This is a genomic window from Sandaracinus amylolyticus (genome assembly GCF_021631985.1).
In the GTDB taxonomy this organism is placed as follows: Bacteria; Myxococcota_A; Polyangia; order Polyangiales; family Sandaracinaceae; genus Sandaracinus; species Sandaracinus amylolyticus_A.
Window position 1 is genome coordinate 6412510 of record NZ_CP070225.1, and the last position, 23241, is coordinate 6435750.

Below are 23241 nucleotides of genomic sequence, written 5' to 3' on the forward strand. Positions count from 1 at the left end.
TCGAGCTCACTGCACGAACTCGTTGATGCGCATCAGCGGCATCAGGATGGAGAACGCGATACCGCCCGAGATTCCTCCCATGACGACGATCATCGCGGGCTCGAGCAGCGAGGTCATCGTCTGCACGCGCGTCTCGACCTGGTTGTCGTAGGCGAGCGCGACGTTCTCGAGCATCTCCTCGAGCTGACCCGAGCGCTCGCCGATCGCGATCATGTGCGTGACGATCGGCGGGAAGCGCCCGCTGCGCTTGAGCGGCACCGCGATGCTCTCGCCCTCGCGGATCGATCCCGTCGCTTCCTCGACGACGCGCTGCAGCTCGACGTTGCCGAGCACGTTCTTCGTGATCTCCATCGCGTGGAGGATCGGCACGCCGCTCTTGAGCAGCGTCGAGAGCGTGCGCGAGAAGCGCGACACCGCGACCATCAGGAAGAGCTTCCCGAAGAGCGGCAGTCCGAGGAGCCAGCGATCCCACTTCGCGCGGCCCTCGGTCGTCGTGACCCAGCGCCGCCACCCGTAGATCGCGCCCGCGATCATCAGGATGAGCAGCCACCAGTAGCCGGTGAACACGTCGCTCATGAAGATGAGCAGCCGCGTGTACCAGGGGAGCGCCTGCTGGAAGTCGTCGAAGATGCTCGTCACCTTCGGCACGACGACGACCATCATGATCGCGACGGTCGCCATGCTCATGAGCGCCATGAACGCCGGATAGGCGAGCGCCGAGCTGACCTTGTTCTTCAGCTTGCTCTGCGACTCGAGGAACTCCGCGAGGCGGCCGAGCACGGTCTCGAGCGTGCCCGAGGCCTCGCCCGCCGCGACCATGTTCACGAAGAGGTCGCTGAAGATCGCGGGGTGCGCCTTGAGCGCGTCGGCGAGGCTCGAGCCCTCGTTCACCTTGTCGCGCGTCTGCGTGAGCGCGTTCTTCAGCTCGGGGTTCTCGAGCTGATCGATCAGCGCGCTCATCGACTCGACGAGCGGCACGCCGCTCTTGAGCAGCGTCGCGAGCTGGCGCGTCATCATCGCGACGTCGAGCGCGGAGACGCGGCGGAAGAAGCGCCCGAAGTCGACCTCGCGCGCGGTCTTCTTCTTCGCCTCCGACTCCTCGAGCGCCTGCGTGAGGATCACGCCGTCCTTGCGCAGGAGCGTGCGGAGCGCGCGGACGTTGTCCGCGTCGCGCACGCCCTTGATCTCCTTGCCGGAGGCGGACGCGATCCCGCGCCAGACGTAGACGGCCATGCGTTACTCCAGGTCCCCCGCCTGCGTCGCGGCGAGGACCTCCTCGAGGCTCGTGATGCCGAGCACGACCTGGCGCGCACCGTCCTCGCGGAGCGTGCGCATGCCGCGCGTGGTCGCGGCGCGCGTGATCGTCACCGCGTCGCTCTGGTTCAGGATCTCGCGGCGCACCGGCTCGTCGATCATGAGGATCTCGGCGATCGCGATTCGCCCGCGATAGCCGGTGTGCGAGCACTCGCCGCAGCCCACCGCGCGGTAGAACACGGGGCGCATCCCGCCGCCGTTCGGCTTCTTCTTCGGCGCCGCGCTGATCGTGGGCACGCGGTGCAGGCCCGTGGGCTCGTCGTCGAGGAGCGCGACGTCGTCGTCGGCGCCCCACGGCACTCCATCGCCTCCGTCGGGCGGAGGAGGCGTCGTGCTCGTGCGCAGGCCCGTCCACGGCTGCACGCCCGGCGAGCTGACGATCGCCGCGAGGCGGCTGCGATCGACACCGAGCGATCGGAAGTCCTGATCGGTCGGCTCGTAGGGCTGGCGGCAGTGCACGCAGAGACGACGCACCAGGCGCTGCGCGACCGCGGCGAGCAGCGAGCTCGAGATGAGGAAGGGCTGGGTGCCCATCTCGACGAGACGCGTGACCGCGCCCGCCGCGTCGTTGGTGTGGATCGTCGAGAGCACCAAGTGACCGGTGAGCGACGCGTGGATCGCGATCTCGGCGGTCTCGTGGTCGCGGATCTCACCGACCATGATCACGTCGGGGTCCTGGCGCAGGAACGAGCGCAGCGCGGCTGCGAACGTGAGCCCGATCTTCGGCTGCACGTGCATCTGACCGATGCCGCGCAGCTCGTACTCGACGGGATCCTCGGCGGTGAGGATGTTGAGGTCCGGCGTGTTGATGCGGCTCAGCGCGGCGTAGAGCGTCGTCGTCTTTCCGCTGCCGGTCGGGCCGGTCACGAGGATGATGCCGTTGGGGCGCGTCGCGAGGTGGTGCAGCGTCTCGAGGTACGCGCCGGCGTAGCCGAGGTCCTCGAGGTCGAGCAGCGTCTTCTCCTTGTCGAGGAGACGCATGACGATGCGCTCGCCCTTGCTCGTCGGGATCGTCGAGACACGCACGTCGATCACGCGTCCCTTGATCTTCTTGGTGATGCGGCCGTCCTGCGGGAGGCGCTTCTCCGCGATGTTGAGGCCCGCCTCGATCTTCACGCGCGAGACGATCGACTGTAGGAAGCCCTTGTGTGCGGTCTTCGCGACGTGGAGGTTGCCGTCGACGCGATAGCGGACCTGCACCTCCTTGTCGCTCGGCTCGATGTGGATGTCGGACGCGCGCTGATCGGCCGCTTGGTAGAAGAGGTTGTTGACCCACCGGATGACGGGCGCTTCGTCCGTCATGTCGATGAGGTCCTGGAGCTCCTCGACCTCCTCGCCTTCCTTCGCCTTGTCGAGGCCCTTGTCGTCCTTGCGCTCGTAGACGCGGTTGATCGCGTCCTCGATCGCCTCGGCGGTCGCGGCGATCGGCAGCACGTCGCAGCCGAGCAGCGCGCGCAGATCGTCGAGCGGCGCGGGGTCGAGCGGGTTCGCGATCGCGACGTGCACGATGCGCCCGTCGAGCTTCGACTCGAGCGGGAGCACGCGGTGCTGACGCGCGAAGTTGATCGGCACGCGATCGACCAGCTCGGCCGGGATCTCCTCGTGGCGCACCTTGTCGTGGAAGGGGATCCCGACCTCTTCCGCGAGCGCACGGACGACCGTCTCCTGACGCACCTCACCCGTGACGTTCAGGAGATCGAGCAGCCGCGCGTCCTTCTCCTCCGCGGTGCGGAGCAGCTCGGGCAGCTTCGATGCGTCGAGCGCACCACGGCGCACGAGGATCTCGCCGACGAACTTCTGCTGGGCTGCGTTCTGCTCCATGAGGGGACCTTCACTGCTGGGGCGGCGTGACCTCGACGGTATCGGTCGAAGGGGCCGGCTCGGGCGCCGTGACCTGCACCTCTGCGGGGGCCGACTCGCCTTCCGGGCCGATGATCACGACGCCGCCGCTGGTGCCGCTGTCGAACTCGGCCGTGCCGAGCGGTGCGCGCGGGCGGTGCTCCGGAGGCGGCCGGCTCCGCAGCTCCTCGGCCAGCGCTCGCTCTTCGTCGAGCGCGTCGAGCTCCATGAAGATCTCGCCGAGCAGGCCTCGCGTTCGCGAGTAGTCGAGCGGCGGGTCGTAGTCGTGATCGCCGAACACGAAGTAGCGATCGATGAACTCCTGACGCTCGCGCATCTTTCGCTCGAAGATCGCGCGCAGATCGTCGGGCGTGCGGATCACGTAGGGCGTCAGGAAGAGCAGCAGGTTCGTCTTCTGGGTCTGGCGCGACGTCTGGCGGAAGAGCGCGCCGATGATCGGGATGTCGCCGAGGATCGGGATCTTCGTCTCGGTCGTGCTGATGCGGTCGCGCATGAGGCCGCCGATCACGACGGTCTGCTGATCGCGCACCAGCACCTGCGTCTTCGCGATGCGCTGCTGGATCGGGATCGCGCCGAGGTTGCCGGGCAGCGCCTCGCCCGCTTCGGAGATCTCTTCCTCGATCTCCATCCGGATCTCGCCCGCGTCGTTGATGTGCGGGGTGACGCGGATGATCGTACCGACCGACTGGCGCGCGAGCCCGCCGCCGCCGAGACCACCGAGACCGCCCGCGAGGCCCGCGAGCGCACCGAGACCGCCCGCGGCCTGGCCCGTGGTGCCGGTGCCGCCGAGCCCACCGAGCGCGCCGAGCCCGCCCGCGCCGCCGAACGGAATGCCCGAGGTCTGCAGCGGGACGTTCGCGCCGACGTTGATCTCGGCCTCGGTGTTGTCCATCGCGATGAGGTGCGGCGTCGCGAGCACGTCGACGTCGCTCGACGTCGCCAGCGCGTTGAGCACGACACCGAAGCTCGGCACCGAGATTCCGACGCCGGGCACGGTGAACGAAGGACCGCGCACGCCGAGCGCGAGGCCGGTGAGCGTGTCGCCCGCGAGCGCGCTCGCCGGGAACCCGATCGAGCTCGCTGCGCCGAAGCCGAGCACCGAGAGGCCCTGCCCTTCGACGCCCGCGATGTCGAGCTCGGGCTCGGGCAGACCGCCGTGGTAGCTGAGGCCGAGCTTCGTCGTGCGCGTGATCGACAGCTCCATCACGACGGCCTCGATGAAGACCTGTCGCGGCACCACGTCGAGCCGATCGATCACCCGCCGCAGCGACGCGTAGTCCTGCGCGGTCGCGGTGATGAGCAGCGAGTTCGTGTCCTTGTGCGCAGTGATCGAGATCTCCGCGCCCGAGAGGCCCGCGACCGCGCCCGCACCGCCCGCGGCACCTTCCGCGGCAGCACGACGCGGCGCCTTGCCCTCGCCGGCGCCGCCACCGCCGCCCCCGCCACCACCTTCGATGAGGCCCGAGAGCACCTCGGCCATCACCTCGGAGTCGGCGTACTGCAGGCGATAGATGTGCACGCCGCCCTCGCCCTCGACCGGCTGATCGAGCACGCGCAGCACCTCGAGGATGCGCAGATAGGCGCGCTCGGTCGCGACGATGATCAGCTGGTTGCTGCGCTCCTCGGGGATGATCGAGGTGACGCGCGACTCACCGGTGCGCGCTCCGACCGTCGCCGGGCCCTCGGCTGCGCCCTCGGCCGCACCTTCGCGCGTCACCGGCGCTCGTCCCGCGCGCGGTGTCGCGGCGCGAGCCTTCGTCGCGCCTCCTCCTCCGGCCGCGCCTTCGCCTTCGGTCGGGAAGATCTGCTGCAGCGTCTCCGCCATCTCGGCGGCGGGCGCGTAGTGCACGGGCTCGATCCAGATCTGCTCGCCCGTGCGCGGGATGTCGATCTCCGCGAGGATCCCGAGCATGCGCCGGATGTTCGCGCCGGTGTCGCTGATGATCAGCGTGTTCGTCGGCGCGTACGCAGTGATGTCGCCCGCTTCCGTCTTGAAGCGCGAGAGCAGCGTCGCGACGTCCTCGGCGCTCACGTTCTCCACGCGCACCATGCGCGTGACGTAGCGATCGTCGGCCGGCGTGCTCTGCCCGTCCTGGTACATCGGCAGGACCTTCTGCGCGAGGCCGGCCGAGTCGACGATCTTCAGGTACCGGCCCGCGGGCTCGAGCGTCATGCCGTTGAGCGTGAGGATCGAGAGGAACGCCTGGTACGCCTCGGCCGCGGTCACGTCGGTCGGCGAGTAGATCGTCGCCTTGATGCTGCGGCCCTTGCTCGGGAGGATGAAGCGCTTGCCGGTGATGCGCGCGATCAGGCGCACGAGGTCCGGCAGATCCGCGTCCTCGAGGTTGAACGACACGCGCGCGCCGGGCGGCGTCGGGCGCACCTCGCTCTCCTCGAGGCCCGTCTCGAACGGCTGGATCTTCGACGGCGCGCCGCCACCGCCCTCGGCGGGCGGCGTCTCCGGCTGCGGCACGCGCGGGCGCGGGATCGTCACCTGTGGGCGCTCCTGCGCGCCGGCGGTCTGACCGCCGATCGCGAGGCCCAGCCCGCTGATCATGATCGAGGCCGAGGTCAGGAGGATGGGCAGTGCGAGACGGGTCCTCACTCGTGGCTCCTTCGAACGGGCGCGGCTCCGCTGCAGCTCAGCGGATCTGGTAGTCCATCGTGACCGGCTGACCTCGACGCTCGATGCTGAGCGTCAGCCGATCGGCGCTGCGAAGGCGCGTGTACGCCTCGAGCACGCTGTCGGGCTCCGTGAGATCGAAGCCGTTGATCGTGCGCAGCATGTCGCCGTTCTGGACGCCGAGGCGGCCCAGCAGCGAGCTGCGGCGGATGCCGTAGATCTTCACGCCGACGACGCGGCCGTCGACCTCGTGCGGGATGACGCGCGCGGTGCGCATCAGCTCGGCCTGGTTGGCGAGCAGGCGATCGACGAGCGTGCGGTTGATCGCGTAGCTCGTCTCGCTGATCTGCTGGATGTTCGAGTCGAGCTCGGAGGTCTCGATGCCGGGCGAGCCGGGCGTCGCGGCCTCGGGCGTCGCGACGACGACCGGCTCCGCGGGCTGCGCGCGCGGCGCGCTCGCGACCGGCTGCTCCGCGAACATCGAGAGCGAGCACAGCGGCTGTCCGCTCGGGCGCAGCACCACGCGCGAGCGTCCGATCGCGACGACCTCTCGCTCGTCCACGCGCATTCCCACCGCGTAGAGCAGCGACGTGCCGGTCGCGTTCGTGATCGCGGCGAACGACTGATCGGGCTCGTTCGGGCGGTAGTAGCTCGCGACGAGGCGGATCGATCCTTCGCACGGCGGCGCGGTGTTGGGATCGCCGTCGACGACCGGCGCGATCTCCTCTTCCTCGGGGGTCTCGGGCGCCGGAGGCGGCGGCGGGTCCCAGCTGATCGAGCCGGTCTGCGAGTCGAAGATGTTGCGCTCGAGGATCGCGCGGCCCATCGCGGTCAGATCGCGCGCCGGCGTCGTCACCGCGCGACGCGGTCCGCGCGAGCGCGGCCCGTCGTCTTCGCTCGGCGGCGCGTCGAGCACCGCCGACGCGACGAGCTGCGTCGTGCCCTGCGCGAACAGGAACGACGTCGTCGTCAGCGTCGAGAGGACGACGGCCAGGAGCAACCGCTTGTGCGTGGGTTCGAGTGCCACTGGTTCCTGAGGGTCGCCGCGGGGGAGGAACGCCGCCCGGCGGGCTAAGCAGCGGCCGTGCCTAGCTCAGCTGATCCAGCAGAGCCAGTGAACGGCGCGGATCCCGCGCGCGACGCGGTCGCGGCGCGGACAAGATGACAGCGTGAGCGGGTGGGAGAACGTCGGCGCTGACAGAATGGCAACCGGTCCGTCGGGCACGATCAGTACGTGCACGCGGGGTCGAGGAGGTCGACGCGGGCGAGGGCAGGCATGGCGCCTTCGGGGGCCGTGACGTAACCCCGCCCGTCGGGCAGCCACGCGACGGCCTCGCTCTGGAGCTCGGGCTGGGTGCGCATCCGCAGCGGGGCGCGCGCGAGCGCGTCGGACCACGGCTCGTCCGGCGTGCGCGTGTAGAGCCGCAGCGCGCCGTAGCTGCGCACCAGCAGGCTCCTGCCGCTCGGCGAGAGATCGGCGGCGGTCGCGGACGCCGAGCCCGGCGCGAGCGTGACGCTCGCGATCGCTTCGAGCACGCGCGGCGTCGCGTCGGGCGCAGCCGTGCGAAAGAGCGTCGAGGGCCCCTCGTCCTCCTTCGACAGCAGGAACAGCGCCCCGTCGGGATCGACGAAGATCGCCTCGCAGTCGTGCGCCGCGTCCGGATACGTCAGCGTCGTCGTCGTCGTGCTCAGCTCGATCGCGCCGCTCGGAGGCGCCGAGGGCTCGGGGAAGTGGTGCACGTGCACCTCGGCGCGCGGCGCGCCGCTCCCGTCGCGCGCTGCGTTGTCACCGACGTCGCCGACGAAGACCGAGGGCGCTCCGTCGGCTCCCGGGCCGACCGCGATGTCCTCCCAGTCGACGCTCGATGCGCCGGTGAGCGTGATCGTCGCGACCACGTGCGCGCTCGCGTCGACGACGTACACGTGCGGTCCGTCGCCGGAGTCGTTGTGCGCGTAGAAGAGCCCGGGATGGAGGCGGCTCGCGGCGAGCCCCGAGAGCTCCGCGAGCCGCGCGTCGTCGATGCGGCCGAGCACGGTCGGAGGCGACGTCGCCGCGCAGTCGGGCGGGCGCGCTGCGTCCTCGGACGTGCTCGCGGCGTCGGGCTGCATGGTGTCGTCGTCGTCGTCGCCCGCGTCGCACGCCGCGAGCGCGAGCGCCCCGCAGAGCGCGATGCAGAGGCGTGGCGTCGATGGCAGCGCGTCGATCATCGCGCGCGAGGGTACAGGAGCCTCACTCGGCCGCGTCGGGCTCGTTCAGGTCCGCGAGCTTGCGGTAGATGGTGCGCGCGCTGATGCCGAGCAGCTGCGCCGCGAGCTGCTTGTCGCCGCGCGTGTGATCGAGCGTGGCGCGGATCACGCGGCGCTCGATCTCCTCGAGCGGTGTGCCCATCGAGAACGAGAGATCGCTGCCGCGCCGCTCGGCCTGGGTGATCTGCGGCGGCAGATCGGCGAGCGTCAGCGTCGCGCCGCGCGAGAGCACGACCGCGCGCTCGATCACGTTCTCGAGCTCGCGCACGTTGCCGGGCCACGAGTAGTCCTGGAGCTTCTCGAGCGCCTCGCGCGCGAGCTCCATGCGCGGCTTGCCGTTCTTGCGGCAGTAGACCTCGAGGAAGTGATCGACGAGCAGCGGCACGTCGCCCTGGCGATCGCGGAGCGGCGGGCTCGTGATCGCGATGACGTTGAGCCGGTAGTAGAGGTCCTCGCGGAAGCGCTGCTCGGTGATCAGCTGGCGCAGGTCCTTGTTGGTCGCGGCGATCAGGCGGAAGTCGGCGCGCCTGGTGCGACCACCGAGCGGCTCGTACTCGCCCTCCTGGAGGAGACGCAGGAGCTTCACCTGCACCTGCGGGCTGAGCTCGCCGATCTCGTCGAGGAAGAGCGTGCCGCCCTCGGCCTGCGCGACGCGCCCTTCGCGCTTCTGCACCGCGCCGGTGAACGCGCCCTTCTCGTATCCGAAGAGCTCGCCCTCGACGATCGTCTCGGGCAGCGCCGCGAGGTTCACCGCGACGAACGCGCCGCTGCGACCGCTGCGCTCGTGGATGGCGCGCGCGAGGAGCTCCTTGCCGGTGCCGCTCTCGCCGAGGACGAGCACGTTCGCGGTGCTCGGCGCGGCCTGGTACGCGATGTCGAGCGCGCGTCGCAGCGCGGGCGAGCTACCGACGATCGGGCGTGGTCCGCTCGAGCCCGACTTGAGCGCGGAGAGCTCCTGCTTGAGCGTGCGGTTCTCGGCGACGAGCGCGTGGCGCTCTGCCGCCTTCTGCACGGTCTTCACCATCTGCATGCGCTTGAGCGGCTTCTCGACGAAGTCGTACGCGCCCGCGCGCATCGCCTCGACCGCGGTCTCGATCGTGCCGTACGCGGTCATCAGCACGACCTCGGCGTCGGGCGCCACGGTCTCGAGGGCCTTGAGCAGATCGATGCCGCTCATGCCCGGCATCATCAGGTCGGTCACCACCACGTGGACGCGCTGGGCGCGGCACACGTCGAGGGCGCGGCGGCCCGACTCGGCGGTCAGCACGCGGAAGCCCTCGCGGGCGAAGATGCGCTCGAGCGCCTCGAGGTTCTCGCGCTCGTCGTCGACGACCAGGACCGTCGTGGAGGCGTTGGCGGCCGAGGGCGTGGGGGCGGCCGGGACCGGGGTCGTCGTCGAGCTGTCGTTCATGCGTGCCACCTCGTCAGGGAGCGGTGCCACCATGACAGAAGCTGACGTTCTGTCTATTCCGAGCTGCTGGTTTCCGAAAAACGCCTATGATCCTACGTGACAACCTGTACCTCGAGACCGACCGGGGTTGAGGCCGAGACCGGTCGGGGTGCGTGTCGCGCAGGAAGGGGCGAATATGTTCACGCGTATCGGAAGGGGCACCCGATGAAAGTCCGCGACCGCATCCTGGTGATCACCGACCTGATGCTCGGCGCGCTCTACGCCGATGCGACCATGACCGGCGAGGAGGATCGCGCGGTGCGCGAGCTGCTCGCGAAGCTTCTCCTCTGCGCGCCCGACGCGCTCCCCGAGCACGTCGACGCCCGCATCCGCGGCTTCTCGCTGATGGACTTCGACATCGAGCTCGCCGCGCGCGACTTCCTCAAGGACCCGCCCATGAAGAAGCGGCGGCTCCTCGAGCTCATCGCGTCGCTGACCGACAAGGACGGCACCGACCTGCGCGAGGACGAGTACCTGCGCGACCTCGCGCAGTGCCTCGGCATGCAGCCCGACGAGTACGCCGACATCGTGCTGAGCTACGAGATCGAGTCGCTGCGCGAGAGCTTCGACATGATCCGCCTCGGCGACGAGATCACCGGGCCGATCAAGCTCGGCGGCGACCCCGAGGCCGACCTGCCGCGATGGCGGCGCAAGGCATTGCGACAGCGCCGCGAGAGTGAACGGCAGATGCAGGCGCAGAAGGCCGCTGCCGAAGCGCAGGTCGAGACCCCCGCGAAGGCCCGCACCGATCAGACCGGCCGCCGCCCGAAGACCGTGCCGCCGCCGATCCCCGACGGCGCGCGCAAGAAGGGCGGATGACCGGAGCCCCGCTGAGCGACGCGCAGGTCGAGCGCTTCGTGAGCGAGGGCTTCGTGCGTCTCGACGACGCGTTCCCGCGCGCGCTCGCCGACGAAGGGCGCGCGATCCTGTGGAAGGAGACGGGCTGCGATCCCGACGATCGCACGACGTGGACGCGCCCCGTCGTGAGGCTCGGCGGCTACGCGCAGCCGCCGTTCGCGCGCGCGGCGAGCACGCCGCGGATCTGCGCGGCGCTCGATCAGCTCGTCGGTGAGGGCCGTTGGGCGCCGCTCCTCGGGCTCGGCACGTTCCCGATCCGCTTTCCGTCCGAGGTGTCGTCGGGCGACGACGGATGGCACATCGACGTGAGCTTCGCGTTGCCCGAGGACGACCCCAACGACTTCATGGGATGGCGCGCCAACGTGACGTCGCGCGGCCGCGCGCTCTTGATGCTCTTCTTGTTCTCCGACGTCGGCGAGGACGACGCGCCGACGCGCATCCGCGTGGGCTCGCACGTCGATCTCGCGAGGCGTCTCGCGCCCGCGGGCGATCGCGGCATGACGCTGCGCGAGCTCGCGGCGAACGACTTCGCAGAGAGCGCGGAGCGGCCCGTCGTCTTCGCGACCGGGCCCGCGGGGACCGTCTATCTCTGTCACCCGTTCCTCGTGCACGCCGCGCAGCGACACCGCGGGACGACCCCGCGCTTCCTCGCGCAGCCGCCGGTCTTTCCCAAGGCGCCGCTGTGCATCGGCGAGGCCGCGAGCACACCGGTCGAGCGCGCGATCCGCGACGCGCTCAGAACGACGTGAGCAGCTCAGCGGCGGCAGAGGACGATCGTCGACGTCGGATTGCCCGGCCAGAGACCGCCGCCGCCCACCGGAGTCCATCCGGGCGGAACGAACACCGTGTGCCCTCGGTCGGCGTGCTCCATCTGCCCTTCGCCGTTGACGTCCACCGACTCCTGACGCGCGACGATGCACTCGCGGAAGCCCGCGTCCTGCGCAACGGCCGGTCGTGTTCCGAAGAGCGCCGCACCGACGCCCATCCCGACGATCGCGATCCCACCACCGGTGAGCACCAGCTTCCACTGATCCATTCGAGCACCTCCACGCGCGAGCATCATCGCGGCGTGCGTGCGGAGGCAAGCGTCAGAACAACGTGAGCTGCTTCTTCGGGCGCTCGAAGGTCGTCGGCGGATCTTCGGAGGTGTCCATCGCGGTGCTGCGACGATCGAGCCCGAGCCGTCGCAGGTGCGTCTCGAAGAGCTGCTCGATCATCTTCCAGCGCTCGCCGCGTCCGACCTGACGCCGGCCGAAGTCGCTCTCGTACATGCGCCCGCCGCGCATCTCGCGGATCGCGTTCATCACCTTCGCGTGGCGCATCGGCAGCGCCTGCGCGAGGCGCTCGTCGAACACCGGCAGCACTTCGCTCGGGAGCCGCAGCAGCACGATGAACGCGTGGCTCGCGCCGCATTCCTTCGCGCGCTCGAGGATCTCCGGCATCTGCGAGTCGTTGAGCCCGGGGATCACCGGCGCGAGCGACACGCCGCAGGGCACGCCCGCGTCCGCGAGCATCTTCAGCGTCTCGAAGCGCTTGCTCGGCGGTGACGCCCAGGGCTCGATCGCGCGCGCATCGTCGTCGCTCGCGAACGCGATCGACATCGTGACGCGACATCGTGTCGTGCGCGCCAGCGCGGCGAGCACGTCGAGGTCGCGACGGATGACCGAGCCCTTGGTGATGAGCCCGACCGGGTTCTTGTAGGCGAGGCAGAGCTCGAGCAGCGCGCGCGTGAGGCGGTACTTCGCCTCGAGCGGCTGGTAACAATCGGTGTTGCCGGAGATCGCGATCGTCTCGCCGGTCCACGAAGGACGATCGAACGCTTCGCGCAGCAGCTCGGGCGCGTTGATCTTCACGACGATCTTGCGATCGAAGTCGGTGCCCGCGCCGTAGCCGAGATATTGGTGCGAGGGGCGCGCGTAGCAGTACGCGCAGCCGTGGTAACAGCCGCGGTAGGGGTTGATCGACCAGCGGAAGCCGACGTCCGGGCTGTCGTTCTCGGAGAGGATCGACTTCGCGCGCTCTTCGATCGGTGTGAGCTCCGCGAGCGGAGCCTCGCCCTCGTAGTCGATCTCCGTGGAGGAGAAGCGGTTGGGCGGGTTCTGCACCGAGCGCGGCATGGCCCACGAGCGTGGCGAGAGACTGAACGAATGTCCAGATGCGAACGAGCGCGCGCCGCGAGGCAACGAGAGCTTCGGTTCACGATGCTGTGACGCGATGTTCTCGAATTGACTTCGTCGATTGATTCAGCGATTTGTTTTCGAACATTGATCTGGCGCGCGACGTGCTGAGCGAGCACGCATGCTCCGCGCGCTGGTGATCGCATCGGTCTTGCTCGTCGTCCCATCGCTCGTGCGCGCGCAGGACGCGCCCTCCGACGATCCGATGGGACGTGCAGTGACGCTTCGACTCGGGCTCGGCGCGAGCGGGATCGTCGGGCCCGATCGTGCGGGGATCACCGGTCATTTCGGGGTGCAGATCCCGCTGGTCGAGTGGGTCTCGATCGACGTGATCGCGCAGCTCGGGGTCGACCCCTGGGACGCGCAGGGGCGCATGTGGATCGCGCTCGCGGCGGGGGTGCGCGGCGAGCTCCCGCTCGACGCGTGGAGGCCCTATCTCGCGGCGCGCATCGCGCACGTGCACGACGCGCCGCTGCACGCGTGGGGAGATCACTTCGGCGAGACGCTCGCCGGCGATCCCGCGCACGGGCTCGGGCACCTCACCGCGCTCGGCGGCGCGCTCGGCGTGACCTGGGAGGTGCCGGGCACCCAGCGACGTCTGGTGCTCGGCGTCGAGGCCGAGGCGCTCGGGCTGATCCACGGCAGCGCGCACCACGGGCGCTCGCCCGACGCGTGGCTCGGCGGATCGGTGTCGGTCGGTTGGCAGTTGTTCTGATTGCGACGCAGAAGCACGCGCATGGATCGCGATCCCCGGGTCGAGCGTGTGCTGCGATATCACGAGCGCACGATGCATCGATATCCGGGCGGATATGCACGCTCGCTCGGATATCTCGACTGGGCCACGCAGCCCGATCCGTTCCGCGCGTACGAGGGCGCGGCGGTCACGCTGCTCGACGAGGTCGCGATCGGCGAAGGGCGCGAGGCGTCGTGGAGCGCGGTGCGCGAGGAGTCGATCGCGCCGGCGCCGATCGACGCGCGCACGATCGCGCAGCTCTTCTACGACGCGCTCGCGATCTCGGCGTGGAAGCAGGCGGGACGGTCGCGCTGGGCGCTGCGCTGCAATCCGTCGAGCGGGAACCTGCACCCGACCGAGGCGTACCTGCTGACCGGCGCGATCGACGGGCCCGCGCTCTTCCACTACGCGCCGCGCGTGCACGGGCTCGAGCGTCGGCGCGACGTCGATGTCGACGCCTGGCGCGCGCTCTCGAGCGATGGCGCGCTGATCGTGGGGCTCGCGTCGATCGCGTGGCGCGAGGCGTGGAAGTACGGCGAGCGCGCGTTCCGGTACTGCATGCACGACGTCGGGCACGCGATCGGCGCGCTGACGATCGCGGCGCGCCCGCTGGGGTGGTCGGTGCGCGTGATCGAGGGCCCGAGCGATACGCAGATGGCGCGGCTGCTCGGGATCGAGGAGAGCGGCGGGATCGAAGCGGAGCGTCCCGACGTGCTGCTCGCGATCGGAGGGCACGTCGGGTGGAGCGAGGACGTGCTCGACGCGGCGTGCGCCGGTCGACTGCACGGCACCACGAATCGTTTGAGCTCCAACCATCAGCGCTGGGACGTGATCGAGGACGTCGAAGAGGCCAGTCGCGAGGACGGGCTCGCCGCGGCGCCCCCGCAGTCGCGGTCGACTTCGACTCCGCGCGAGGACACGCCCTCTCCGCCGGCGCGTGTGCTCGTGCGGCGCCGCCGCAGCGCGGTCGAGATGGACGGCGCCACGGCGATGTCGCGCGACGCGTTCTTCCGCACGATGCGCTCGCTCGTGCCTGCGCTCACGCCCGCGCTGCATCCGCTGCCCTGGGCGCCCGAGGTGCACCCGGTGGTGTTCGTGCATCGCGTCGAGGGCCTCGATCCCGGGCTCGCGATCCTGGTGCGCGATCCCGCGGCCGAGCCCTTCCTGCGCGAGCGGATCGCGCTCGCCGAGGAGTGGGTCCGCCTGCCCGGCGCGCCCGACGATCTGCCGCTCTACGGCATCGCGCAGGGAGATGCGCGCGCCATCGCGCGCTCGCTCACCTGTCATCAGGACATCGCCGCCGACGGCGCGTTCGCGGTCGCGATGCTCGCGCGCTTCGCGCCGGTGCTGCGCGAGCGCGGGCCCTCGTGGTACCGCCGGCTGCACTGGGAGGCGGGGCACCTCGGTCAGCTGCTCTATCTCGAGGCCGAGGCGCACGACGTCGCGGCGACCGGGATCGGCTGTTTCTTCGACGACGGCATCCACGAGCTGCTCGGGATCGAGTCCGACGATCTCCGCGCGCTCTATTGCTTCACCGTCGGAGGCGCGGTGAACGATCCGCGCATCCAGACCCAGCCTGCTTATTCGGAGCGCGGCTGAGCGCCAGGCAGTCGACACTCACGCAGGGTGTCGCAACTGCCACGCTCGCACTGCCGTCGTGCGTCGCACGCGCCGACTTCGTAGGTGCGCTCGACCTGATGCCGCCCATCGCACTGCCCGTCTCCGTCCTGATCGCGACAGGGCCCCGGGCTCGACACCCAGGTCTGCTCGGTCACGCGGCACACCTGGCGCGCGACGCACGTCGCGGTGCCCCCGCACTGCGCATCACGGGTGCAGGGACGCGGCACGCAGTGCATGCCGCCGTGGCGCGAGGTGCCGCGCAGCGCAGCGATCTCGTGCGCAGGGCACGTCGGAGGCGGTGGGATCGAATCCGCCGCGACGCGTGCCGCGAATACGACACCGAGTGCCACGATCCCGAACGCGAAGAACGTGCGCGACATGCGATCACGCTCGCAGAGCGCGACGGTGCTCCGCAAGAGGGGCTCAATCGCGCACGTGGTAGACGTGCACGCGCTCCTCGCCGCGACGCTCGATGCGCACGATGAACAGGTCGAGATGGCGCACGTGCTCCGCCAGCGCGCGCTCGGTGAGCTCCATCGCCATCCCGTTCACGTCGAGGATCGAATCACCGTTCTGGATCCCGAGCACGCCGAGAGGGCTCGTGCGGCGCAAACCGAACACACGCAGTCGCTCGATGCGACGGTCCCGCTCGTAGGCGATGAAGCGCGCTGCCGGATGGTCGCCCCGACGAGCCTCGACGAAGCGCAGGAAGCGCTCACGATCGATCTCGTAGGTCGCGGGCCCGAGCAGACGCACGGAGTCGTCGAAGCGCTCGAGGGCCTGGCCGAGGATCTCCGGCTCGGGCTCGCTCGTCAGCGCGCCGACGTGCACGACCGGAAGTGGTCGCGCACGCACCGGCGATGCAGCCACCACCGTGGCCGGGCGCGGCTCCGCTCGCTCCGTCGTCGCCGGCGTCGTCATCGCGACCACCGCGCTCACCGCGCCGCCCGCGATCGCGCCCGCGACCCCCGCAGTCGCGAGACGCGCGAGCAGGCTCGGCGCCTCGACCGGGCAGTCGGCGGTGACGACCCGACCATCGGCGCGACGTCGCAGCCTCACGCACGGGCTCTCGTCGCCGCGCGCGAAGAGCGCCTCGGCCTCCGCGCGGGTCATGCGCGCGACGTCGTAGACCTCGCGATCGCAGCGCGCGCAGCGACGCACGACGTCGTCGCCCTGCATGTCGTCCCAGCGTGCCTTGCACGGGCGCGCGACCTCGAGCGACTCGAGCAGCGGGCGCGCCTCCGCGCGCAGCGTCTCGTCGATCACGGCGAGGCGGCGCGCGAGCCCATCGCGACGCGCGACCGCGCGCTCCGCCTCGTCGAGCTCCCGCGCGAGGGCGCGGCCGCGCCAGACGAGCGCGTCGTGACGATCACGATAGGGCGCGTCGACAGAACGTCGCGGGTCGCGCGCCGCGGTAGACGACGTGTCACTCGGCGAGTCGGCGTGCTCATCGTTCTCCTCGAATTCCGGGGGATGTGCGGGCATGACGCCCGGTGGTTCGCACGACGCGTGCCGCACGCGTCGAACGACGTTCAATCGCGATCGCGGTGCGACTACACTCCGCGCTCGTGTCTCTGGATGCCGCTCCGGCCCCGACGCCGGATCCCTCGCACGCACCGCTCGCCCGACCGCGCTCCCCGAGCGCGATCCCGGCGGAGCGCCCCGGCCTCTCGACGCGTGATCGCGACAACGCGCGCGCGCTCGCCGAAGCGCTCTGGACGCGCGACGGGAGCAGCGCCCCGCCGAGCGATCGCCTGACCTGGTTCGTCGAGGACCTGGCGGACTTCACCGGTCATCTCAACACCCGCGCGCGGCTTCTCTTCGTCGCGTGCCTCACGACGATCACGTGGGCCGGGCCGCTGCTGATCGGACGGCTCGGCCGGCTGCGCTCGCTCTCGATCCCCGATCGCGTGCGCGCGGTCCACGCGGTCGAGAAGAACCCCGTCGCGAGCCTCGCGCTCTTCGCGGCGAAGGCGATCGTCTCGATCGTCTGGTACGAGCACCCCGACAACGCGCGAGAGATCGGATGGGATCAGCGATGCAAGCGGTCGTGAGAGACCACTTCACGCCGCTCTCGGTGAACGAAGGGCGCGCACACGTCGGCGATCTCGAGCGCGACTGTGACGTCGTCGTCGTGGGCTCGGGCGCCGGCGGCGCGACGGTCGCGACCGAGCTCGCGCTCGCGGGCCAGCGCGTGATCGTGATCGAAGAAGGACGTCACGTGCCCGCCGATCACTACGGCGCGATGCGGCAGAGCGAGTCGCTGCGGCACGTCTGGCGCGAGGGCGGACTGACCGCAGCGTTCGGCATCGGCGGCGCGCCCACCGTGAACGTCACGATGGGCAAGGTCGTCGGCGGCTCGAGCGTGTGCACCGGCGGCGTGTGCTTCCGCGTGCCGGGCTTCGTGCTCGACGAGTGGTCGCGCGAGATGGGCATCCCCGGCATGACCGCGGCAGGCCTCGATCCCTTCTACTCGCATGTCGAGAAGGCGATCCACGTCGAGGAGGTGCCGGTCTCGATGCGCTCGCGCTCGACCGAGCTCTTCGCGATCGGCGCCGAGAAGCTGGGCCGTCCCGTGAAGCCGATGCGCCGCAACACGCGCGGCTGCGACGGATGTGGGCGCTGCAATTTCGGCTGTCCTCACGTCGCGAAGCTCAGCGTCGACGTGTCGTATCTGCCGCGCGCGATCGCGGCGGGCGCCGAGGTCTGGTCGCAGTGCCTCGTCGAGCGTGTGCAGGTCGCGAACGGCCGCGCGATCGGCGTCGAAGGGCGCCTGCTCAACGGAGCGCGCGGCACCAAGGGTGGGCGGCTGCGGGTGCGCGCGAAGCGTGTGGTGATCGCGTGCGGCGGCATCCACACACCGGTGTTGCTGCAGGCGAGCGGGCTCGGCGGGATCGGCACGCACGTGGGCAAGCACCTCACGCTGCACCCCGGCTTCCGCGTCTACGCGCGCTTCGACGAGAAGGTGCGTGGATGGGCGGGCGCGATGCAGAGCGCCTACTCCGACGCGCTCGAGCACGAAGGCATCACGATGAACTCGCTCTTCGTGCCCGCGAGCGTGATCGCCGCGACGATGCCGGGCGCGGGGCCCGATCACGTGAGGCTCGCCGAGCAGGTCGGGCACATCGCGATGTTCGGCGCGATGGTGCACGACGAGGGCGGCGGATACGTCGTGCGCAATCCCTTCGGGCGCGAGCCGCTGGTGCTCTATCGCTGCTCGAAGAAGGACGTCGGCGCGTTCTGGAAGGGCATCCGCGCGGTCGGCGAGACCTTCCTCGAGGCGGGCGCGAAGGAGCTCTTCCTCCCGATCCTCGGCAGCCACGGGCTCACCCCGGATCGGTTCCGCGCGCTCGAGCTCGAGCGCACGCCGGTCACGCGCCTCGAGTGCGCGTCGCAGCACCCGCTCGGCACCGCGCGCATGGGCACGAGCGCGTCGAACAGCGCGGTCGATCCCTGGGGCGAGAGCTGGGACGTGAAGGAGCTCTTCGTCGCCGACGCGAGCATCCTGCCCTCGAGCCTCGGCGTGAACCCGCAGCTCACCGTGATGGCGATGGCGACGCGCATCGCGTGGCACCTGCGGGAGCGCAAGCTGCCGAGCTGACTGATCGACTTCCGCCACGTCAACGCGCAACCCGCGACCTCGAGATCGTGCTGGCAGAGCACGAAGGCGACACGCTGCTCGACATGATGGCCGGCCGTGACCCTTTCCGAAGCTCGACCTCGACGACGAGGAGTAGCCCCACGCGCGACGGGCTCCAGGCCGAGGGCGACTCTCCCCATCTCCGCCAGATCGATCGCGGCGTCGCGAGCGCGGAGATGGTGCCGCGAAACTTCCCGAGCTTTGAGCGGCCGCGACCAGCTGCGACGGCATTTGCGCGAAGCTCGGGACGACCTGCAGGCAAGCGCGGCTCTGCGGGCTCGGCGACGACCTCGTAGGTGCCTGTGACTTCGGTGTTTGTCGGAGGAATGATGCGCGCGGCGGTCGTCGCTCTGTTGCTCTCGGGCTGCTACCTGTCGTCCACCCGCGACCGCGAAGGCGGCGTGGACGGTGGCCTTCGCGACGCGCAGGCCGAGGCCGGCTCGTGCGAGGTGATCGCCGGGTACCGAACCTGCGATCCACTCTGCGACGAGCGATGCCCGAGACCGAGCGGCTGCCACGCCTGGCTCCCCGTTTGTGTCGAATCCTCCGGCGATGAGGTGCTCGGAGACAACGCTTGTGCGCTCGGGGAGGGCAGGACCAAATACTGCCGTCACGGCTTCTGTGCGCCGCGACCGGGACGAGAGCCCTACGGAGCGGCTTCCTGCATCTCGGAGGAGCTCTGCCACGCGCTCTCGACGCCGGGCTCGCCGCTCTGCGTGTACTCCGACATGACGCCGCTCATCGACGGTCCTCCTGACATCGATGCCTGTCCCGGCCCGCCGGGCGGCGGGCCCGGCGGATTCTGCGGCGGCCCCTGTGGCGAATGCCCACCCCCGTTCCGCGCGTCCGAGTGGCCCGAGTCCGCCTTCAACGGGTGCACCGGCCAGTCGGAGTCGCGTCCCATCGGCGTGTGCACCACGGGTATCAACACCAGCGATTGCTCTCGCGAGGACGGCGTCATCGACCGCGAATGCAGGATCCCCGGGACGCCTTGGCCCGAGAGCGCGGTCTGTGGCTGCATGTTCTTCCGGGTCGAAGGCGAAGAGCAGGAAGTCGGATGGCGAGTGTTCGAGGACTCGTGCCGCGCGTACCGCGACCTCTTCCCCGGCCAGGTCGAGTGCTACCGGACCGACATTTGGGAGCCGCTCTGATCGGCCCTGGGTGGCCGCAGCTCGCCCCGAACGACGAGCGAACGCAGCACGACCAGCCGGAGCCTGAGGTGAACTACTCAGCACCGGTGGTACGTGGCAGTCGATCGCGCCACGCGAGACCACCGACTGCGCAGAGGTGCGCGCGAAATTCGAGTGACGCGCATTATTCGGATCGTCACGGTTTCGTTTCGTGCATTCTGATGCTGTCCCGTGCTCGCGACGGGTGTTCGGCGAGGGGATCCGAACCGTCGGACACGCTGGGCAGAGGTGTTTCCAGTGATCCGACTCTCGACGGCCCGAACGATCGGCTCGTTGTTGTGCATCGCTGCGCTCGCGGGGTGCGGAGCTTCCGAAGACGACGGGCGCGACATCCCGGAGTGGATGGGCGCCGAGCCGCATTTCGAAGCCGTCGGGTTCCTGCACGGCGAAGAGCTCGACATCTCGATGGGGGCGAGCGCCGCCGACGTGACGCAGCTCTATTGCACCCGCGAGTACACCGTTCCGCAGGCCGCCGACGGCACGCCTCGGTACGATCAGGGCCGGCTCACCGAGCTGAAGATCAACGCCTTCGTCGAGGTCGACGGAGAGCGCCGTCAGATCGAGCTCGAGCTCAAGCGCCACGATTTCCAGGCCGACGAAGTCGGCGACGAGACTGCGATCATCCCGCGCTCCGAGCTCGAAGATCCCGGCCCGGCCGAGATGTGGCTCGAGTGGGAGTGGCACGACGAGACCGACGCCACGACCTACGAGGCGGCGGGACAGACCGGCACTGCGACGCTCGAGCTCTACGAGGGCCAGCCCGACGAGACCGGGCTCGTCATTCCCGACGGCATGGGCGCGATCGGCGTGCACTGGACCGCGCGCTGGTCGGAGACCGAGGAGATCCGTGGCTCGTTCACCGTCCCCTGCACGACGAGCGTCGTCGAAATTGCCGCGCTGTAGTCGGCTCCTCGTCGCCGCGAGCGCGCTGCTCGGCGCGTGTGTGGCGCCATTCGAGACGCGCTCGGCATACGAGGATCAGGTCTACCTCTGTGACGATCCCGATGCGTTCGACGCGCGGGTGGAGGCCTGCCGCGCGGCACGCGCGCGCGGTGAGCGCTGCGGCGGCGTGATCAGCGTGCGTGGCAGTCTCCAAGCGACCGACATCGTCGTCGAGTCGGACATGACGAGCTCGCTGATCCGACTGCAACAGAGTGACGGGACTCTGCTGCTCGACGAGATCGAGGCGACGGGATCGACTCCGTACTTCTTCCTGACGCTGCAGATGAAGAGCGTCGGAGGCGCCGTCGGCGCGGAGCCGGTGGCCGACGATCGCACGCTCGAGATCGATCCGGCGGCCGGAGGGGGCCCCGAGCAGCTCGCCGACGATCGTGTCGACATCGGGCTGCGCATCAGCAACGGCGCGGAGAGCGTCGATCTCTCGGGCGACGACGGCGCGGTGATGCTCACCGAGCGCGCGCGGGGCGAGCTCGCAGGTCGTTTCGAGGGGAGCTTCGGCGACCCCGAGGACCGCGCCGAGGGCTGCTTCCACGTGCTCGGCCTCGACGTGCGGATCGTGCGATGAAGAGAGTCTCGTTCTGTGTCGTCGTGCTCGCGCTTTCCGGAAGCGTCGGAGTCGCGCACGCACAGCCCGGCACCTCGAGTGACGAGATGGGCGTCGACGACTACGCCGAATTGTCGCTCGAAGAGCTGCTCGGCGACGTCGTCTCGGCGTCGCAGCGTCGAGAGAGCCTGTTCCGCGCGCCCGCGAACGTGACGGTGATCGAGCCCGACGACATCCGCGCATCGGGCGCGCGCAGCGTGCCCGAGCTGCTGCGCAGCGTGCCCGGCGTGCAGGTGATCGCGACCGCGCCCGGCAATTACCTCGTGTCGATGCGCGGCATGGGCGGCCTCACCGGCAACAACCTCGTCGTGCTCCTCGACGGAGTGCAGCTCAACAGCCCGGTCGACGGAGAGGTCGACTGGTCGACGCTGCCGGTGAGCATCGACGACATCGCGCGCATCGAGGTGGTGCGCGGCCCGGTGAGCCCGATCTACGGCGCGAACGCGTACACCGGCATGATCCGGATCGACACGAACGCGCTGCCCGAGGCCGAAGAGGCGCGGGGCGGCGCGCGCGTCGTGGGCGGCATCGACTCCGCGGTGCAGCCCGCGGGCGAGGTCTCGACGTGGTTCCGCGGCCGTCGCGGTCCGGTGTCGGCGAGCGTGCAGGCGCACGCGACGCTCGACGATCACTTCCGCACCGGCGAGACCGTCGATCAGCCCGGGCTGCGCGCGCTCGGGCTCGGTGGGCGCATCGGCATCGCGCTCGACGAGCGCATCGATCTCACGCTCGACACCGGCGCCGCGATGAGCGAGCGCAGCGCGCTCGACTACCTCGTGCTCGAGCCGGAGCCGCAGCTCTCGGCGCGCGGCTACGGCCGCCTCGCGCTGACGATGCGCGAGCTCGCGCCCGAGGTGCCGAGGCTGAGCTTCTGGACGCGCGGGCGATGGTCGATCCGGCGCGCCGATCAGGAGCAGTACTCCGGCTTCAGCTACGACGACACGACCTCGCTCGACGGACAGATCGGCACCGATCTCGAGCTCGCCCTGCCCTACGAGATCGACGTGCTGGTGGGCGCCGACGCGGGCGGCACCTACGTCGATGCGCCCTTCGTCCATCCCGACGAGAACGGCGTGCTGCGCGGGAGCGTCGGTGTCTACGTCAACGCCGACGTCGACATCGCGGAGATGTTCAACATCGGCGCGGCAGTCCGCACCGACGTCTCGCCCTTCGCCGACGGGCCGCAGGTGTCGGTGCGCGCGTCGGCGATGTATTTCCAGCCGAATTTCTCGATTCGCATCATCGGCGCGAGCGCGTATCGAAATCCCACCTACGTCGAGGTGGCCAGTCGGTTCCGCGATCCGAATACCGACATCATCCTGCTCGAGGGCACCGCCGGTCTCGCGCTGCCGCGCGTCGACTCGCTCGAGGCGATCCTCGCGGCGGGCTTCGACGGGCGCTTCTCGCTGCGCGCGAGCGCGTACGTCGCACGCGCGATGGATCTCGTCGTCGGCGACTTCACGCCGCTCACCCGCAAGACGTTCCGCACCGACGACGACACGACCGTGTTCGCCGGCGGCGAGGTCGAGCTCGACTGGACGATCACCGACGACGTCACGCTGCGTCTCGGCGGCGCGGGCGTGGGCTTCCTGACGACCCCCGACGATCCCGCGGTCACGGTCGGTGTCGCGGAGCACAACTCGCTGATCACCGCGACGGCCGAGGTGCGCGGTCGCGTGTCCGAGGCGCGCCTCGATCTCTCGGCGGGCGCGACGTTCTTCTCGGAGCGCCAGTACAACGTGCGCGTCGGCCTTCCCCCGCAGCTCGTGCGCATCGACGTGCCGCACGGCGCGCGCCTCCACGGCACCGCGTCGTGGCGCCCGGTGCAGGAGATCCCGCTCGATCTGCGGCTGATCACGGTCGTGCACCTGCCGCACGAGCTGGTGGAGTCGCCGCTGCCCTCGGCCGGACGCCTCGGCAGCCGCGTGCTCCTCGGGGTCGACATCCAGACCAATTGAGCCCTCT

At 70.2% G+C, this 23241-nt stretch carries 20 protein-coding genes; 10 read left to right on the top strand and 10 right to left on the bottom strand.

Features of this window, described 5'->3' with window-relative positions; translation table 11 throughout:
- Positions 1–6: 6 nt before the first annotated feature.
- From gspF to I5071_RS27205, 6 genes are all read right to left on the bottom strand, one after another.
- Positions 7–1233: a type II secretion system inner membrane protein GspF gene (gene gspF / locus I5071_RS27180; protein WP_236515774.1), complete on the bottom strand. Its 1227-nt coding sequence runs from the start codon at positions 1231–1233 to the stop codon at positions 7–9.
- Between the two features lie 3 nt (positions 1234–1236).
- Positions 1237–3135 (bottom strand): GspE/PulE family protein, encoded by a 1899-nt coding sequence (locus I5071_RS27185; RefSeq protein WP_236515776.1) that lies wholly within the window; start codon positions 3133–3135, stop codon positions 1237–1239.
- Between the two features lie 10 nt (positions 3136–3145).
- Positions 3146–5779, bottom strand: coding sequence for a type II secretion system secretin GspD (gene gspD, locus I5071_RS27190; protein ID WP_236515777.1), 2634 nt, complete (start codon positions 5777–5779; stop codon positions 3146–3148).
- A gap of 37 nt (positions 5780–5816) precedes the next feature.
- Entirely contained in the window at positions 5817–6797 is a 981-nt protein-coding gene (gspC, locus tag I5071_RS27195) for a type II secretion system protein GspC (protein WP_236515778.1), read from the bottom strand.
- Between the two features lie 227 nt (positions 6798–7024).
- A complete protein-coding gene (locus I5071_RS27200; protein WP_236515779.1) occupies positions 7025–8005 on the bottom strand; it encodes a hypothetical protein in 981 nt (326 codons plus the stop codon).
- 22 nt (positions 8006–8027) lie between these two features.
- Positions 8028–9455 (bottom strand): sigma-54-dependent transcriptional regulator, encoded by a 1428-nt coding sequence (locus I5071_RS27205; protein ID WP_236515780.1) that lies wholly within the window; start codon positions 9453–9455, stop codon positions 8028–8030.
- Positions 9456–9659: 204 nt separating this feature from the next.
- Between I5071_RS27205 and I5071_RS27210 the strand changes: the two genes are divergently transcribed.
- Entirely contained in the window at positions 9660–10313 is a 654-nt protein-coding gene (locus I5071_RS27210; protein WP_236515781.1) for a hypothetical protein, read from the top strand.
- Positions 10310–11101 carry a phytanoyl-CoA dioxygenase family protein gene (locus I5071_RS27215; protein WP_236515783.1) on the top strand — a complete coding sequence of 264 codons (792 nt, stop codon included), beginning with the start codon at positions 10310–10312 and terminating at the stop codon, positions 11099–11101. The genes I5071_RS27210 and I5071_RS27215 overlap by 4 nt, the downstream gene beginning before the upstream one ends.
- A gap of 5 nt (positions 11102–11106) precedes the next feature.
- Here the strand turns inward: I5071_RS27215 and I5071_RS27220 are convergent, their stop codons facing one another.
- The gene (locus I5071_RS27220) at positions 11107–11388 is read right to left on the bottom strand and encodes a hypothetical protein (RefSeq protein WP_236515784.1); all 282 of its coding nucleotides are present in this window, start codon (positions 11386–11388) and stop codon (positions 11107–11109) included.
- 52 nt (positions 11389–11440) lie between these two features.
- Positions 11441–12469, bottom strand: coding sequence for a PA0069 family radical SAM protein (locus tag I5071_RS27225; protein ID WP_236515785.1), 1029 nt, complete (start codon positions 12467–12469; stop codon positions 11441–11443).
- Between the two features lie 181 nt (positions 12470–12650).
- Between I5071_RS27225 and I5071_RS27230 the strand changes: the two genes are divergently transcribed.
- The gene (locus tag I5071_RS27230; RefSeq protein WP_236515786.1) at positions 12651–13244 is read left to right on the top strand and encodes a hypothetical protein; all 594 of its coding nucleotides are present in this window, start codon (positions 12651–12653) and stop codon (positions 13242–13244) included.
- 21 nt (positions 13245–13265) lie between these two features.
- Positions 13266–14861, top strand: a complete 1596-nt coding sequence (locus tag I5071_RS27235) for a SagB/ThcOx family dehydrogenase (protein ID WP_236515787.1) — start codon at positions 13266–13268, stop codon at positions 14859–14861.
- On the opposite strand, the gene I5071_RS27240 is transcribed toward I5071_RS27235, so the two are convergent.
- Positions 14843–15298, bottom strand: coding sequence for a hypothetical protein (locus tag I5071_RS27240; protein ID WP_236515788.1), 456 nt, complete (start codon positions 15296–15298; stop codon positions 14843–14845). The genes I5071_RS27235 and I5071_RS27240 overlap by 19 nt on opposite strands.
- A gap of 7 nt (positions 15299–15305) precedes the next feature.
- Complete coding sequence (locus I5071_RS27245) at positions 15306–16367, bottom strand: hypothetical protein (RefSeq protein ID WP_236515790.1); 1062 nt, start codon at positions 16365–16367, stop codon at positions 15306–15308.
- 8 nt (positions 16368–16375) lie between these two features.
- On the opposite strand from I5071_RS27245, the gene I5071_RS27250 reads away from it, so the two are divergent.
- From I5071_RS27250 to I5071_RS27275, 6 genes are all read left to right on the top strand, one after another.
- Entirely contained in the window at positions 16376–16936 is a 561-nt protein-coding gene (locus tag I5071_RS27250; protein WP_236515791.1) for a hypothetical protein, read from the top strand.
- Positions 16921–18483 carry a GMC family oxidoreductase N-terminal domain-containing protein gene (locus tag I5071_RS27255; protein ID WP_236515792.1) on the top strand — a complete coding sequence of 521 codons (1563 nt, stop codon included), beginning with the start codon at positions 16921–16923 and terminating at the stop codon, positions 18481–18483. Before I5071_RS27250 ends, I5071_RS27255 begins: the two co-directional genes overlap by 16 nt.
- Positions 18484–18818: 335 nt before the next feature.
- The gene (locus I5071_RS27260) at positions 18819–19673 is read left to right on the top strand and encodes a hypothetical protein (protein WP_236515794.1); all 855 of its coding nucleotides are present in this window, start codon (positions 18819–18821) and stop codon (positions 19671–19673) included.
- 312 nt (positions 19674–19985) lie between these two features.
- Complete coding sequence (locus I5071_RS27265) at positions 19986–20615, top strand: hypothetical protein (protein WP_236515795.1); 630 nt, start codon at positions 19986–19988, stop codon at positions 20613–20615.
- The gene (locus tag I5071_RS27270) at positions 20560–21237 is read left to right on the top strand and encodes a hypothetical protein (RefSeq protein WP_236515796.1); all 678 of its coding nucleotides are present in this window, start codon (positions 20560–20562) and stop codon (positions 21235–21237) included. Before I5071_RS27265 ends, I5071_RS27270 begins: the two co-directional genes overlap by 56 nt.
- On the top strand, positions 21234–23234 hold the full coding sequence (locus tag I5071_RS27275; protein ID WP_236515797.1) for a TonB-dependent receptor plug domain-containing protein: 2001 nt from the start codon (positions 21234–21236) through the stop codon (positions 23232–23234). Before I5071_RS27270 ends, I5071_RS27275 begins: the two co-directional genes overlap by 4 nt.
- The last annotated feature ends 7 nt before the right edge of the window (positions 23235–23241 follow it).

Excerpts from the sequence above, each read along its gene's own strand:
- I5071_RS27215 (WP_236515783.1), top strand. The coding sequence starts at position 10,310 with ATGACCGGAGCCCCGCTGAGCGACGCGCAGGTCGAGCGCTTCGTGAGC.
- I5071_RS27225 (WP_236515785.1), bottom strand. The coding sequence starts at position 12,469 with ATGCCGCGCTCGGTGCAGAACCCGCCCAACCGCTTCTCCTCCACGGAG.
- I5071_RS27210 (WP_236515781.1), top strand. The coding sequence starts at position 9,660 with ATGAAAGTCCGCGACCGCATCCTGGTGATCACCGACCTGATGCTCGGC.
- I5071_RS27200 (WP_236515779.1), bottom strand. The coding sequence starts at position 8,005 with ATGATCGACGCGCTGCCATCGACGCCACGCCTCTGCATCGCGCTCTGC.
- I5071_RS27245 (WP_236515790.1), bottom strand. The coding sequence starts at position 16,367 with ATGCCCGCACATCCCCCGGAATTCGAGGAGAACGATGAGCACGCCGAC.
- I5071_RS27205 (WP_236515780.1), bottom strand. The coding sequence starts at position 9,455 with ATGAACGACAGCTCGACGACGACCCCGGTCCCGGCCGCCCCCACGCCC.
- I5071_RS27230 (WP_236515786.1), top strand. The coding sequence starts at position 12,651 with ATGCTCCGCGCGCTGGTGATCGCATCGGTCTTGCTCGTCGTCCCATCG.
- gspF (WP_236515774.1), bottom strand. The coding sequence starts at position 1,233 with ATGGCCGTCTACGTCTGGCGCGGGATCGCGTCCGCCTCCGGCAAGGAG.
- I5071_RS27185 (WP_236515776.1), bottom strand. The coding sequence starts at position 3,135 with ATGGAGCAGAACGCAGCCCAGCAGAAGTTCGTCGGCGAGATCCTCGTG.
- I5071_RS27220 (WP_236515784.1), bottom strand. The coding sequence starts at position 11,388 with ATGGATCAGTGGAAGCTGGTGCTCACCGGTGGTGGGATCGCGATCGTC.
- I5071_RS27275 (WP_236515797.1), top strand. The coding sequence starts at position 21,234 with ATGAAGAGAGTCTCGTTCTGTGTCGTCGTGCTCGCGCTTTCCGGAAGC.
- I5071_RS27255 (WP_236515792.1), top strand. The coding sequence starts at position 16,921 with ATGCAAGCGGTCGTGAGAGACCACTTCACGCCGCTCTCGGTGAACGAA.
- I5071_RS27235 (WP_236515787.1), top strand. The coding sequence starts at position 13,266 with ATGGATCGCGATCCCCGGGTCGAGCGTGTGCTGCGATATCACGAGCGC.